The organism is Demequina salsinemoris (assembly GCF_000974805.1).
Classification (GTDB): Bacteria; Actinomycetota; Actinomycetes; order Actinomycetales; family Demequinaceae; genus Demequina; species Demequina salsinemoris.
This window is the reverse complement of sequence record NZ_BBQZ01000001.1, coordinates 309,229-323,652: the sequence shown is the minus strand read 5'-3', so window position 1 is coordinate 323,652 and position 14,424 is coordinate 309,229. Positions and strand designations below refer to the sequence as shown.

Genomic DNA, 14,424 nt, shown 5'->3' with positions numbered 1-14,424 from the left:
GGCCCGCGGCGTCAGATCGCGCTGATGACGAGCGCCCACGCGAGCGTGGTGAAGACGAGCCACCCGAGCGCGACGTAGCCGAGGACGAGGCCCGCGAGCGCGCGGCCCGCACCTGAGTGCGGGTCTCCGTCACGCTCGAGCCCGCGCAGGCGGCTCCGCGCGTGATGCCCCGTCGTGATCGCGACGATTGTCACGATGAGACAGGCTGCGGGCAGGAGGACGCTCAACCACTCCACGCCCGGCAGGGCGCCGACGGGCGCGACGACGAGCGTCAACGCGACGATACCGAGCACGAGCGCCTCGGTCGCCATCCGCAGTCGCGGCAGCGGAGCCGTCGCCTCGGACGTGGAAGGTGCCGACGGTGCTGCACTCATGGATACCCCTCTCGATGGCCGCGCCAGGCGCGGCCGCCCCTTGTTCGCGGCGTGCTCCCCCGAACGCGCCGGGAGCACCGATGGCAGGCGACGCATGGCGCGCCGTCACCCGGTGACTCCGCGGTCAGGATAGCGCGTCGCTCCCACCGGCACCAGCATCGTCCCGGCCCACGTGGAGGATGGGCCGTGCCACGGCGCGGCGCCGCCGCGCAGACGTCGGGGCCCACGCGGACGATCCGCGAGGGCCCCGACGCGCGCGTGGCTCTACGCGCGGGAGAAGGCGGCCGCCATGGAGGAGCTCAGGTTCGCCTTGATCTCGTCCTCGTCGACCCGCGTGAGCTCACGGTTCAGCATCACGAACTCGCCCGCGACCATCGTCGAGGCGACGTCGTTGCCGTTCGCGTGGTTCGTGACGAACTCGGTGACGGAGCCGACATCGGCGCGGTCCATCATCGCGAACTTCATCTGGTCGACGTCCAGCAGGATCAGGTCCGCGAGCCTGCCCGGGGCGAGCACGCCGGTGTCCTGGCCGAGCGCTTTGGAGCCGTTGATCGTCGCCATCGCGAGCGCCTCGGGCGACGAGCGCACGGAGACGTCCGCGGCCTTGGCGCGGTGGAGGAAGGTGGCCCACCTCATCGCCTCGAACATGTCCTGCATGAACGAGGCATCGGTGCCGAGCCCCACGTTGATGCCGGCGGCGCGGAAGTCGTTCATGCGCGCGATGCCATTGCCGAGGAACGAGTTCGACGCCGGGTTGTGGGAGATGTGCGTGCCGGTCTCGGCGACCCACTGGATCTCGCGGTCGTCGAGGTGGACGGCGTGCGCGGCGACCACGTCAGGACCCAGGAAGCCGAGCTCGTACGCGAGCTCGGTGGGGCGCTTGCCGTAGCGCTCGAGGCTGTTCTCAACCTCGGACATCGCCTCGTTGAGGTGGATGTGGATCCCGGCGCCGAGGTCGGTGGCGGCGGCGCGCACCTCGGAAAGGATCGTGTCGGACGCGCACGGCAGCCATTCGATCCCGAAGGCGACCGTGACGAGCCCGTCCTGCGTGCCGTCGGCCTCCTTGAACGCGGCGATGTTCCGCTCGACGGTATCGATCCCCGTCTCGGGGGTCGCGATCTCGTTGGACAGGGTCGCACGGATGCCCATCGCCCCGGCCGCGCGGGCGCGCGCCTCGGTCTGGACGTACATGTCGTTGACGGTGGTGTTGCCGAAGCGGATCGCCTCGGCGTAGCACGCCATCGAGGCCCAGTACACCTCGTCCGGGGTGAGCTGCCCGATGAACGGGTACCAGTCGTCGAACAGCACGTCCCACATCGGGCGCTTGTCGTCGGAGAACTCCCCCGAGGAGCGGCCCAGGTCCACGTGGTAGTGGAGGTTCACAAGACCGGGCATCACGACCTTGCGCGACGCGTCGACGATCGCATCGCCCGGCTCGAGCACAAGCTCGGAGCTCGGGCCGACCCAGACGATGCGGTCGCCGTCGACGATCACCGCGCCGTCGGCGTGGAAGGGGGCGGCGTCGTCGAGGGTGAGCACGACGCCACCCTTGATCACTGTTCTTGCCATGCGAGGGACTCCTCGTTCGGGGGATGAGGTCCCTCAATAAGATATGAGACACAAAAGGCGATCGCAAGCCCCTGCCACACATTTGTCCACCAGTCGCGCCCGCCGGGAGGAGCATGCCCCGCGCTCCCCGCCGAGGTGGGACGGCACCGCGCCCTACACGGAGCCCGCGAGCGCGAGCGCGTCCCGCGCGAGGGTCTGCGCGGCGGCCGGCTCCGACATCCACAGGGGCACGGAGCGCGTGGCGATCCCCGCCGCCTCGAGACCGGGGACCGCGTCCGCGTCGACCTCGTCCACGAGCCAGCCGTCGATCACTCCCCCGGCCGCTCGAGCGCCGTAGCGCAGCCCCACCGCCGCGGCGTCCGTGGCAGTGCCGACCGCCGTCAGGCACGCGTCCGCCATGCCGCGCACCACCGACCCGCCGATGATCGGTGAGACGCCGACCACGGGCGCGGGGGTCGCCGTGAGCGCGTCGCGGATCCCCCCGACGGCTATGATCGGCCCGATCGACACGATCGGGTTCGAGGGCGCCACAAGCACCACGTCGGCACCCGCGATGGCCTCGACCACCCCAGGAGCCGGCACCGCATCGTCCGCGCCCCTCAGCTCGAAGCCGCGCGCCGGCACCGAGGCCCGGTGCCTGGTCCACCACTCCTGGAAGTGCATCGTCCCCCCGTCCGTCACGACGTGGGTCTCGACCGCATCGTCCGTCATGGGCAGCAGCCGGGCTCCGAGATCCCAGCGGGCCGTCAGGCGCGCGACGACGGAGGACAGCGGCGTCCCCTCGCGCAGCAGCGACGTCCTCGCGATGTGCATCCCGAGGTCCAGGTCGCCGAGCGTGAACCAGGGCCAGCCGATCCCCCACTCGTGCAGCTCGGCAGAGACCCGCTCGCTCTCGCCGATCCGTCCCCAGCCGCGCTGCTCGTCGTTCACGCCTGCGAGCGTGTAGGTCACGGAGTCAAGATCGGGGCAGATCCTCAGGCCCGCCATCCACATGTCGTCCGCGGTGTTGACGATCACGCGGATCCGGGCGTCCTCGCCCGCGAGCGCGTCTCTCAGCGCACGCGTGAACCGTGCGCCCCCGACGCCGCCCGACAGCACGACGATCTCTCTCACCCGGGCCTCCTCCGCACGGGACGGGCACCGGCTGCCGCGTCCCTAGACTGCGAGTATGCCCGCAGTCCCCGAGCCCGCATGGCAGGTCGTCGTGCCCGTGCGCGGCACCGCGCCATCGAAGAGTCGGCTCGCCCTGCCCGACGAGGACCGCGAACGGCTCGCGCGCGCGTTCGCGCGGGACACGGTGCGTGCGGTGCTCAGGGCAGAGGGCGTGACCGAGGTCGTCGTCGTGACCGCCGAGGCCGCGCGGGACGTCTTCGAGGGGCTGGGCGCCCGCGTGATCACCGACCCCCAGCCGCCGTCCCTGTCCGGGGCGATCGCCGCGGGGCTCGGGGCCTGCGAGCCGTCGGCGCCTCGCGCGGTGCTGCTCGGCGACCTTCCCGCGCTCACCGGCGCGGCGCTCGACGTCGTCCTCGTCGCGGCGGCCGAGGTGGACCGTGGCGTCGTCCCCGACGCCGAGGGCACCGGCACGACCCTGCTGACCGCGGGCCCCGGCATCGCTCACGCGCCCGCGTTCGGCGCGGGCTCGCGCGCCCGTCACCTCGCCGCCGGCTACGCGCCGCTGGAGTCGTCGGCGCCGACCCGGGTGCGCGCCGACGTGGACACGCTCGAGGACCTCGCTCGCGCCGCCGACCTCGGGCTCGGTCCCGCGACGAGGCGCGCGCTCGCCGCTCTCGCGGATCCGGCCGTCGCCGCAACACCCGTGTCACACGATGCCCGTACGGTGGGTCGATCATGACTCCCCTCCACCTGGGCAAGGCCCAGCCCGTGCCCGAGAGGGCCGTCCCCATGGACGATGCGGCGCTCACCGTGTGGGCGCCAGGACCGGTTCCCGAGGTGCGTCCCGGCGACGACCTCGCGGCACTGCTGCTCGCGGCGCTCGGGCGTCGGCCGACGCTGCGCGACGGGGACATCGTCGTCGTCACCTCCAAGGTCGTCTCCAAGGCCGAGGGACGGATCGTCGCCGCCGACACGCGCGAGGAGGCGATCGACGCCGAGACCGTGCGGCTCGTCGCGTCGATCCCTCATGCGCACGACGACGGCGCGACGCGCATCGTCGAGAACCGGCTCGGCATGGTGTGCGCCGCGGCCGGCGTGGACGCCTCCAACACCGACGCGGGCACGGTCCTCCTGCTCCCCCTCGACCCCGACGCGTCGGCGCGGGCGCTCGCGGCGTCGCTGCGTGCGGCCACGGGCGCCGCCGTGGGCGTGATCGTCACCGACACGCTCGGACGCGCATGGCGGAACGGCCAGACCGACACGGCGATCGGAGCGGCGGGGGTCACCGTGTTCGACGAGATGGCCGGAACCGTCGACAGCAACGGCCGCCCCCTCGTCGCCACGCGGCCGTGCCTCGCCGACGAGATCGCCGCGGCGTCCGACCTGGTGAAGGGCAAGACCTCCGGGCGCCCCTTCGCGATCGTGCGCGGCCTGGGCCGCGCGGTCGGCGCGCTGGACCTCCCAGGCGCGCGCAGCATCGTCCGTCCCCCCGAGAGCGACATGTTCAGGCAGGGCCACCGCGAGGCGTACGCCGACGGGTACGCGGCGGGCCTCGCCGCGGCCAGTGCCACCGCAGGCGACGCCGGGGTGACCGGCACTGACAAGGAGAACTCATGACCCTGAAGCTCGGCTACAAGGCCTCGGCGGAGCAGTTCGGCCCGCGCGAGCTGGTGGAGCTCGCGGTCGAGGCGGAGCGGCACGGCTTCGAGTCCGCCGCGATCAGCGACCACTTCCAGCCGTGGCGCCACACGGGCGGCCACGCGCCCTTCTCGCTCGCGTGGCTCGCGGCGGCGGGCGAGCGCACGTCGACCATCACGCTCGGCACCTCGGTGCTCACGCCCACGTTCCGCTACAACCCGGCCGTGCTCGCGCACGCCTTCGCGACCCTGGGGATGCTCAACCCCGACCGGATCTGGCTGGGCGTCGGCTCGGGAGAGGCGCTCAACGAGATCGCCACGGGCTGGGACGGCGCCGGCGAGCAGCGCTGGCCCGAGTTCAAGGAGCGCTTCGCGCGCCTGCGCGAGTCTGTGCGCCTCATGCGCGCGCTGTGGGCGGGCGACCGCGTGTCGTTCGACGGCGAGTACTACTCGACCCACGACGCCTCGATCTACGACCGTCCCGACGGCGGCATCCCCGTCTACATCGCCGCGGGCGGCCCCGTGGTCGCGAAGTACGCGGGCCGCGCAGGCGACGGCTTCATCTGCACGTCGGGCAAGGGCCGCGAGCTCTACGTCGACAAGCTGCTGCCGGCCGTCGCCGCGGGCGCCGAGGCCGGTGGCAAGGACCCCGCGTCCGTGGACCGCATGATCGAGATCAAGCTGTCCTACGAGGAGACCGAGGAGGCGGCGCTCGACAACACCCGGTTCTGGTCGCCGCTGTCGCTGCCCGCCGAGGCCAAGCACGACATCACCGACCCCGTCGAGATGGAGAACGCGGCCGACGCGCTGCCGATCGAGACGATCGCCTCGCGGTGGATCGTCGGCACGGACCCGGACGATGTGGCGGCGAGGATCGGCGAGTACGTCGAGATGGGCTTCACCCACCTGGTCTTCCACGCGCCCGGGCACGACCAGCGGCGCTTCATGAACCTGTTCGAGAGGGACCTCGCGCCGCGCCTGCGCGTGCTCGGGTGAGCCTGGATCCCGCGTTGCGGCGCGTCGGGGGCGACGCCCCCGCGTGGGTCAGCCCGCGTCGGGGGCGAGCGCGAGGAGCCGCTCCCGCTGCTCGGGGGTGAGGCGCGTCGGGCGCCCGGTCGCCGCGTCGACCATCGCGAGCGTCGTCGAGGCCTCGACGCACACCTCGCCGTCCACGAGGAGGCGGTAGTCGACGACGAAGCTCGCGCCGACGCACCTCGACACCGAGACCTCAGCGTCGATCGGCGCCACACGGTGGTCGATGATCCGGCGGTACCTCGTCGTGACGTCCGCGACCAGCACCCAGACGTCCGAGGAGGCTCCGAGCGGAGGCATGATCGGGTCGTCGTCATCCCACAGCGCGCGCACGCGCGCCTCCTCCAGCAGACCCACGATCGCCACGTTGTTCACGTGACCGTAGGCGTCGCAGTCGGACCAGCGCAGCGGGATGGGCACGGTGACGGCAGGCACCTCGCCACGGTACCGCGCGTGAAGTCGCATGGCCCACACCGTGTCGGCTACCGACAGCCCCCACGGCGGACGTATTCTCGTGGCCTAGGAGGAGCCCCGCGCCGCGTCGCGAGGCGATGCCGCCCGGAGCGGGCAGGGATCGCTCGGGAACGGCCCGGGCACCATGGAGGTGGAAGGCAGGGCCGTGGCGCGACGTACGACCTCAGCCCCGCCCGTGCTGCCGGGCTACACCTACATCCGCCCGCTCGGGACGGGCGGCTTCGCCGACGTGTTCCTGTTCGAGCAGGACATGCCGCGCCGCGTGGTCGCGGTCAAGGTGCTCATCGACGACGCGATCAACCCCGCCGTCCTGTCGGCGTTCACCTCCGAGGCCGACACCCTCGCCCGGCTCAGCTCGCACCCCTCGATCGTCACCGTCCACCAGGCGTCGATCTCCGGGGACGGCCGCCCGTACCTCGTCATGGAGTACTGCCCCGACACGCTGCGCGCGGAGATGAGGCGGGCGCCGCTGCCGGTCGACCGGGCGCTCGACGCCGGCGTGCGGATGGCCGGAGCGCTCGAGACCGCGCACCGCGCCGGGATCCTCCATCGGGACATCAAGCCCTCCAACCTGCTCGTCACGTCCCTCGGCACGCCCGTCCTCGCGGACTTCGGCATCGCGTCGGCCGTCACACGGGGCTCCGAGGGCGGCGACACTGTCGCGCTGTCGCTGCCCTGGAGCGCGCCCGAGGTGGTCCGAGGCGACACCACAGGGACCGTCGCGTCGGAGGTATGGGGGCTCGGGGCCACGCTGTACACGCTGCTCGCGGGGCGGCCTCCGTTCGAGCCCGCGGGCCAGGGACGGCTCCCGCGCCACAAGCTCGAGGCGCGGATCCTCAGGGGACAGCCCGAGCCGCTCGAGCGCGAGGACCTGGGCGAGCGCTTCGCGCAGATGCTCGTCAGGACCCTCACGAAGGATCCCGCTGGCCGCGCGTCGTCGATGCTCGAGCTCGGCGAGCAGCTCCGGTGGGCTCAATACGAGCTCGGGCTGCCGACCACCCCGCTCGAGGTCGCGGCCTCCGAGTGGGCGGCGGCGGCCTCGCCGACAGCCGCCGAGCCCTCGCGGCCACCCGTCGCCTCCACGGTCAGGCAGGACTCGCGGCGCGCTGCGCGCGCGCAGCACCTCGCGTCCACGCAGCGACGCGATGCCGAGTCCGCGCCGGCCGCGAACTCCGGCTCCTCGCGCAGGCCCATGCTCATCGGGGCCGCCATCGGGGCCGCCGCGGTCGCGGCGCTCGCGATCCTCCTGGCGGCGCTCTGATGGTCGAGGCGCCGGCCGCCCCACGACGATCGCGACCGGTGCTGCGCGCGTCGATCGGCGTCGTCGCGCTGGGCGCTCTCGCCGGCGCCGTGATCATCGCTCCGGGATACGAGGTGCAGGAGACGCCATCGGTCGAGACCTCGGTGTGGGTGACGAGGGACGACGGCCAGTACGCGCAGGTCGACACCGACCTCGGCGAGTTCTCCGCGGTGCGCAACGTCTCGGACCCGAGCGACGTGGTCCAGTCCGGGACCCGCGGGATCGTCTTCGCGCAGGCGTACGGCCAGGGCTGGGCGATCACAGGGGCGGACCCGGCCGACCTCGTGGAGACCGACGCGGAGGAGGGCGGCGCGCTCACCGCGTCCATCCCGTCGGGAGTGGACGCCATCGCGTCCGCGGGCGACGCGATCGTCTACCTCACGGACGCGGGCGAGGTGCTGCTCGGGACGCTGCCCGAGGAGGACGGCCTGTCGGCGAGCCCCTACGAGCTCGACCCCTACGCGGGCCTCGCGAGCGAGGACGGCGAGGAACCGACCTACGTCGCCGACGCGGTCGCGATCGACGAGGACGGGACCGTCGCGATGTACTCCGCCTCCGAGGGTGCCGTCCGCACGTACCGCGCGGGGGTGGGCTTCGACTCCGGCGCAGAGACCGTTCCCTCGGCGCCCGATGCCGACGCCGGGCTGGCCATGGCGCTCGTGTCCGGGACGTGGACGCTCTCCTCCTCCACCACGGGCGAGGTGTGGATCAGCGGCCTCTCGGCCCCGGTCACGACGGGAGCCGCGGACGGTCTCGTGCTCCAGGACGGTGCGTCGGATAGGGACGATGTGCTGCTCGCCGACTCCGCCGGGCTGCTCTCCGTCGCGCTCGCCGACGGTACGACGACGCGCCTCGCCGAGGCGTCCGGAACCCCCGCGGCGCCGGTGATCGTCGACGGCGTCGCCTACGCCGCGTGGGTGTCGACCACGTCGGGAGCGCTGTGGTCGAGCGAACGCGCCGAGGTGCTCGACCTCGACGTGCTCTCCGACCAGTTCGACGACACGCGCGCGGCCTCGCCCGCCTTCCGCAGCAACGGCGACAGGGCCGTGCTCACCGAGACGACGACGGGCATGGTGTGGCTCGTGTCCGACGGCACGCTCCTTCCCGTCGACGAGTGGGACCCGCTCGCCGAGAGCGAGGAGCAGGAGGGGACGATCGAGGTCGACGACGTGGTCGAGCAGGAGCCCCCCGTCGCCGAGGACGATGCGCTGGGGGTCCGGGCGGGCGCGGTCGTGTCGCTTCCGCTGCTGCTCAACGACCACGACCCGAACAGCAAGGACGTGCTCACGATCGACCCGGCATCGCTCACGACGGTCGATGACGGCTTCGGCGAGGTCGGGCTGATCGCGGACGACCAGGCCGCCGTCGTGCGCGTGGCCGCGGACTCGGGAACCGCGTCGTTCACGTACGCGGTCACGGACGGCAGCGCCACCTCTGAGCCGGCGACCGTGACGCTCACCGTGGTCGACGACGACACCGAGACGGCCCCCGTGTGGTGCGGCACCGACGGCTGCGTGAAGGAGTGGCCGACCCCACAGGTCGCGCCGGGCGGCTACGTGTCGGTCGACGTGCTGTCGGGCTGGGTGGATCCCGAGGGCGACCCCGTGGTGCTTCAGGACGCCGTCGCGGAGGACTCGTCCGCCCCCGTCACCGTGGTGCCGACCTCGGATGGCAAGGTCATCGTGCGCCACCTCGACGAGAACGCGAGCGACGAGGACATCGCGATCACCGTCACCGTCGCCGACTCGCTCGGAGCCACCGCGCAACGCACGCTCACGGTGCGCGTGACGTCCACGCCGACCCTCGTCGCGAGCCCGACCGCGATCAGCCTCGGGGTCGACCAGACGGCCACGGTCGACCTCGCCGAGATGGTCAGCGGAGGCTCAGGCTCCTACCGGCTCGTCGGCGCCGCCGCCTCGACCGGCCTCGAGGAGACGCTGTCGGTGCTGCCGAGCGCGTCCGACGGCACGATCGACCTGGTCGCAGCCGAGGAGGGATCGTTCACCGCGACCTACACGGTTGAGGACACCGAGACCCTCGCGCGCCAGACCGCCGTGATCCGCGTGACCGCGAGCGCCTCGGCGCGCGCGCTCGCGGCCGCGCCGCTCACCGCATTCGTGCGCCCGGGCGAGGACACGACCGTCGACGTCCTGGGCGCGGTCAGCGCGACCGGAGGGCGGGTGCTCATGGTCCAGGAGGCGTCGACGAGCGACGCCGCCCTCAGCGTCAGCGTCGTCGACCAGACCTATGTGCGCGTCAGCGCGACCACCGCGGCCGAGGACACCGGGACCCTCGGCGTGGCCGACGTGGTCATCGCGGACGGAACCGGCGCCGCGGTCCGCACCCAGCTCACCGTGATCCTGCTCCCCGCCACCCACGGAGTCGGCGCGATCGCCGCGCCCGACGCGGTGACGGTGCGGGCGGGCGCCCAGGTCGACATCCCGGTGCTCGACAACGACGTCTCGCCACGCGGCGAGCGGCTGATGCTCCACCCCGAGATCACAGGATCGGGCGCGGAGGGAGAGCTCGCCTTCGCCTCGGGCACCTCCGTGCGGTACGTCGCCCCCACCTCCCCCGGCGTCTACACGGTGCGCTACTCGGCCTACCTGCAGAGCGACCCGACCGTGCTCGACACCGGGACGATCACCGTCACCGTCATCGCCGAGGGAGCGAACTCCGCGCCGCAGCCACGCGATCTCGAGGCGCGCGTGCTGGCAGGGCAGAGCGTGCGGGTCACGATCGACACCGCGGGCCTCGACCCCGACGGCGACGCCGTGACCCTCTCGTCGGTCTACCAGCCCATCGCGGGCGAGGGCGTCGTGACGATCGGACCGACCGGGCGCTCGATCATCTACCAGGCCCCCGAGTCCGGGGTCACCGGCGGCCAGATCGAGGTGACCTACAGCGTGCGCGACGCCCAGGGCGAGACGGGCACGGCCACGCTGCGCATCGGAGTGCTCTCCGACGAGCTCACCGACGTCGCCCCTGTCACCTACGGCGACAACGTGAGCGTCGCGCTCGGCTCCACGTCGCCGGTCACCGTGCAGCCGCTCACGAACGACCGCGACCCGCTCCAGGGCGAGCTCGTGATCACGGATCTGCGGCCGAACGCGGAGCCGGGCACGAGCGAGTACGACCGGCTCGAGTCGCTCATCGCATCGTCGACCGACCTCGACAGCGGCGTCGTCGCGCTCCTCGCGGGCGACTCCGAGGGCACGCACTCGTACGTCTACACCGCCGAGTCGCAGTCGTCCTTCAGCACCTCCGAGGGGCTCATCGTCGTCGATGTCGCCGACGACCCCGCGCCCGACTCGATCGCCGTGTCCGACACCGTGGTCACCCTCGAGAACCGCGCGAGCCTCGAGACCGACGGGATCGACGTGGTCGACGGACAGGTGTCCTGGGTCACCGGCGACGTCTCGAACCTCACGCTGTCGCTGTGGGAGGGCGCGCCCGAGGGCTTCACCGTCGAGGGCACGAGGATCGTCGGCTCGCTGCCGGACGAGGCCACCGTCGTCCCGTTCGTGCTCACCGGCACCGACCTCGCTGGCAACGAGGCCGTCGGCTACGGCTTCCTCCGCATCCCCGCGCTCGACGACATGCGCATCCAGACCGCGACCGGGCTGTCCGCGATCGAGGTCGGCGAGGACGACAGCGTCGAGGTCGCCGTCCGCGAGCTGCTCGGCGTCGGCGCGAACGACGAGATCGAGGTGCAGCAGGGCTCCTCGTTCGCCGTGCAGAGATCCGCGGCGTCCTGCACCGCCGTCGGCGACGACGCCGTGACGTACTCCGCGGGCCGCGAGGCGCCATGGAGCGACACCTGCTCGCTCGTGGTGCGCGTCGCGGGCCAGTCCACGTGGTCGGTCGTGCCCCTCCCGTTCAGCATCGTGCCGAGCGACCCCCAGGCGATCCTCGGCGCGCTCAGCCGCACCGTCGTCCCCGGCACCACCGAGACGATCCAGATGCTCGACCAGATGGTGTCGTGGGAGGGCGACCGCGTCGGCGACATCGATTCGCTCGACCTGGCCGCCTCCTATTCCGGCTCCGCCTTCACGGTCACGCAGTCGGGCGACGTGCTCACGGTCGCCGCGAAGGCCGACGCGCGGCCCGGCACCCGTGAGACCGTCACGGTGACCTCTCGCGCCTACGGCGGGCTGTCCTCGACCATCACGCTCGTCGTCGGCTCCGCCGTGCCCGATGCCCCCATCGGCGCCACGCTGACCCGCCAGTGCGACGTCTCTGACGGCGCCTGCACGCTCACGGTGGTCGGGGTCGAGGGCGAGTACGACCCCTTCGAGGGCGCACCACGGGCCGGGCTCGAGCTCGTCGGCGTCGGCGCCTCGGCCGACACCTCGGCACGCTGCGCCGTCGCGACCGTGCACGTCTCTAGCGACAGCCAGGTCACCGTGACCTGGCCCTCGAGCGCGAAGCCCTCCGGAGGCGAGTGCGTCGTGGACTTCACCGTCGTCGACGCTCAAGGCCGCACGGGACGCGGCACGCTCACCATCGACGTGCTCGGCTACCCGGCGGCGCCCTCGAGCGTGACGACCCAGTCGTACGGCGCCGACTGGGTGACGCTGCTGGTGTCGCTCGGCCAGGCCGCGCAGTCGCACCCCTCGCTCACGGGGGTCGCACTGTACGAGGGGACGACGCAGGTGCCGGCCGACTGCGTGCGCTCGGGGCCCACCGCCTACCTGTGCACCGTCGGCGGGCTCGCCAACGGGGAGCAGCACACCTACACGGCCAGGGCCGTGAACGAGGTCGGCGAGTCCCTGTCCACCTCCGGGGTGACGACCTGGGCCTACGACCAGCCGTTGATCGACGAGCTCTCCGCGCAGACCGTCTACCGTGCCGGCAGCACGTCGGTGGACAACGGCGTCGTCACCCTGACCATGGTCGCGGCCGCGGACGTCGAGGAGTTCCAGATCGTCACGACCGACGAGACCGTGACGCGCACCGGCGGGACGACGCAGGCCGAGATCGTCCTCCCCGTGGGCGCCCAGCAGATCCAGGTGGTCCCGGTGAGCCGCTACGCGCCGCCGACCACCGGCGGCAGCGAGGGGCAGACGATCTCCGTCAGCGTCACGGTCGCGGGCAAGCCTCGCTTCGGCACCGGGACGGTCACCGCGACGGCCTCTGGGACGTCGCTGACGGTCTCCCACCCGAGCATCGACGCGAACTACTCGTCACGATCCCTCAGCATCGTCACCGCCGCCTGGCTCGGGAGCACCCCGTCATGCGCCATGAACGGCTCGGGCGAAGCGGTCGTCACCGGCGCTTCGGCGACCTCGACCAGCGCCACCGTGAGCGGGCTGACCGCGAATCAGAGGTACCACGTCGGCGTCTGCGTCTCCAACGGCTTCGGAGCCGCGTGGCTCGCCTCCGCGGACACGTACCTGACGTGGGTCGCGCCGTCTGCCCCGACCGGCGACACCGAGTACGCGGTCGGCACGACCCCGACGTGGGCGGGGGCGAAGGCGTCGTTCACGACCGTCACCGCGCCGACGTGGGACGCGCTCGAGGGCTTCACCGTCGTCTACACGTACGACGGAGGCTCACCGAGCACCCGCTTCTCCCTGTCCGCCGCAGCCACTCAGACCATCACCGCCGCCTACTGCCGCACCGAGGACACGACGCTGTGCGGGGAGGAGACGGACGTGGAGCCCGCGAACGACTCCCCGCCGACCACCGTGACGGTGCAGTTCCCCACCGCGTGCTACTCCGACGGCGACGACCCCGCGACGCTCGTGACGATCTCCGGCGCCGCCCAGGGCGCGGCCACCGTGAGCATCGACGAGGCGGACGACGAGTACGTCGTGCGCTTCCGCGCCGCGTTCGCCGACCTGCCCGAGCTCCGCTACCCGCTCGAGCGCTGCATCGTCCCCGACCCCTCCCCCGACCCCTCCCCGAGCGCGAGCACGGGCTCATGACGCGATCCCCCGACGAGAGGAATCCATGACGATCTCCACCGAGCAGGCACAGTGGTACGCGCAGACGTTCGCGACCGTGGCCGACAACGTCGAGCAGGTGATCCTCGGCAAGCGCCACGTCATCGAGCTCGTCCTCGCGACCCAGCTCAGCGGCGGGCACGTGCTCCTCGAGGACGTGCCCGGAACCGGCAAGACCGCGCTCGCGCGCGCCCTCGCCCGATCGCAGAGCGGCAGCGCCTCGCGCCTCCAGTTCACGCCCGATCTGCTTCCCGGCGACGTCACGGGCATCACGGTCTACGACCAGAAGCAGGGCGAGTTCGAGTTCCATCCAGGGCCGATCTTCGCGAACGTGGTGCTCGCCGACGAGATCAACCGGGCGAGCCCCAAGACGCAGTCGGCGCTGCTCGAGGTGATGGAGGAGGGCAACGTCACCGTGGACGGCGTGACCCGTCCCGCAGCGTCCCCGTTCCTCGTGATCGCGACGCAGAACCCCGTCGAGCAGGCAGGCACCTACCGGCTGCCCGAGGCGCAGCTGGACCGCTTCATGGTCAAGACCTCGATCGGCTACCCCGACGACGCGGCGACGATGCGGATCCTGCAGGGCGTCCCCGAGGGACGGCGCGAGGCGGCTCCCGTCCTCGCCCCTGACCAGATGACGAGCATGATCCAGATGGGCCTCACCGTGCACGTGAGCCCGCTCGTGTCCGACTACGTGATCCGGCTCGTCGACGCGACGCGGCGCGCGACCGAGGTGCGGCTCGGGGTGTCCGTCCGCGGCGCGATCGCGCTGTCCCGCCTCGCGATGACGTGGGCGGCCGCGCACGGCCGCACCTACGTCACGCCGGATGACGTGCGCGACCTCGCGATCCCCGCGCTGTCGCACCGCATCATCCTCGAGCCCGAGGCGGAGTTCGACGGCGTCGGGGCTGCCGACGTCATCGGCCAGGTCCTGCTCGACGTGCCCCCGCCCGCGGAGAACGGGCAGGCCTGACCGA

Annotated in this window: 10 protein-coding genes; 6 read left to right on the top strand and 4 right to left on the bottom strand. The window is 72.5% G+C overall.

The genetic code is table 11. The features are described 5' to 3' along the window. Positions 1–11: 11 nt before the first annotated feature. The 3 genes from AOP78_RS01440 to cofD all read right to left on the bottom strand — a co-directional run bounded on the left by AOP78_RS01440 (position 12) and on the right by cofD (position 3,056). Positions 12–374, bottom strand: a complete 363-nt coding sequence (locus AOP78_RS01440; protein WP_152659355.1) for a hypothetical protein — start codon at positions 372–374, stop codon at positions 12–14. 264 nt (positions 375–638) lie between these two features. Beyond that, positions 639–1,943 (bottom strand): amidohydrolase family protein, encoded by a 1,305-nt coding sequence (locus AOP78_RS01435; RefSeq protein WP_083979671.1) that lies wholly within the window; start codon positions 1,941–1,943, stop codon positions 639–641. Positions 1,944–2,096: 153 nt separating this feature from the next. Further along, the gene (cofD, locus tag AOP78_RS01430; protein WP_236685256.1) at positions 2,097–3,056 is read right to left on the bottom strand and encodes a 2-phospho-L-lactate transferase; all 960 of its coding nucleotides are present in this window, start codon (positions 3,054–3,056) and stop codon (positions 2,097–2,099) included. Between the two features lie 55 nt (positions 3,057–3,111). On the opposite strand from cofD, the gene cofC reads away from it, so the two are divergent. Genes cofC through fgd form a run of 3 tightly spaced genes read left to right on the top strand, consistent with a single transcriptional unit; the run spans position 3,112 to position 5,689 of the window. Beyond that, positions 3,112–3,795 (top strand): 2-phospho-L-lactate guanylyltransferase, encoded by a 684-nt coding sequence (gene cofC / locus AOP78_RS01425; protein ID WP_062200728.1) that lies wholly within the window; start codon positions 3,112–3,114, stop codon positions 3,793–3,795. A 50-nt stretch (positions 3,796–3,845) separates the two neighbouring features. Continuing rightward, positions 3,846–4,673 carry a coenzyme F420-0:L-glutamate ligase gene (cofE, locus tag AOP78_RS01420; protein ID WP_062201647.1) on the top strand — a complete coding sequence of 276 codons (828 nt, stop codon included), beginning with the start codon at positions 3,846–3,848 and terminating at the stop codon, positions 4,671–4,673. Further along, entirely contained in the window at positions 4,670–5,689 is a 1,020-nt protein-coding gene (gene fgd / locus AOP78_RS01415) for a glucose-6-phosphate dehydrogenase (coenzyme-F420) (RefSeq protein WP_062200727.1), read from the top strand. The genes cofE and fgd overlap by 4 nt, the downstream gene beginning before the upstream one ends. A gap of 48 nt (positions 5,690–5,737) precedes the next feature. Here fgd and AOP78_RS01410 read toward each other — a convergent pair whose 3' ends face one another. Next, positions 5,738–6,160 (bottom strand): acyl-CoA thioesterase, encoded by a 423-nt coding sequence (locus AOP78_RS01410; RefSeq protein WP_236685255.1) that lies wholly within the window; start codon positions 6,158–6,160, stop codon positions 5,738–5,740. Positions 6,161–6,344: 184 nt separating this feature from the next. On the opposite strand from AOP78_RS01410, the gene AOP78_RS01405 reads away from it, so the two are divergent. From AOP78_RS01405 to AOP78_RS01395, 3 genes are read left to right on the top strand one after another with little or no spacing between them, the layout of a single operon-like run. Continuing rightward, a complete protein-coding gene (locus tag AOP78_RS01405; RefSeq protein ID WP_062201645.1) occupies positions 6,345–7,460 on the top strand; it encodes a serine/threonine-protein kinase in 1,116 nt (371 codons plus the stop codon). Then, positions 7,460–13,429: an Ig-like domain-containing protein gene (locus tag AOP78_RS01400; RefSeq protein WP_152659353.1), complete on the top strand. Its 5,970-nt coding sequence runs from the start codon at positions 7,460–7,462 to the stop codon at positions 13,427–13,429. The genes AOP78_RS01405 and AOP78_RS01400 overlap by 1 nt, the downstream gene beginning before the upstream one ends. A gap of 25 nt (positions 13,430–13,454) precedes the next feature. Next, positions 13,455–14,420 (top strand): AAA family ATPase, encoded by a 966-nt coding sequence (locus AOP78_RS01395; protein ID WP_062200724.1) that lies wholly within the window; start codon positions 13,455–13,457, stop codon positions 14,418–14,420. Positions 14,421–14,424 lie beyond the last annotated feature (4 nt).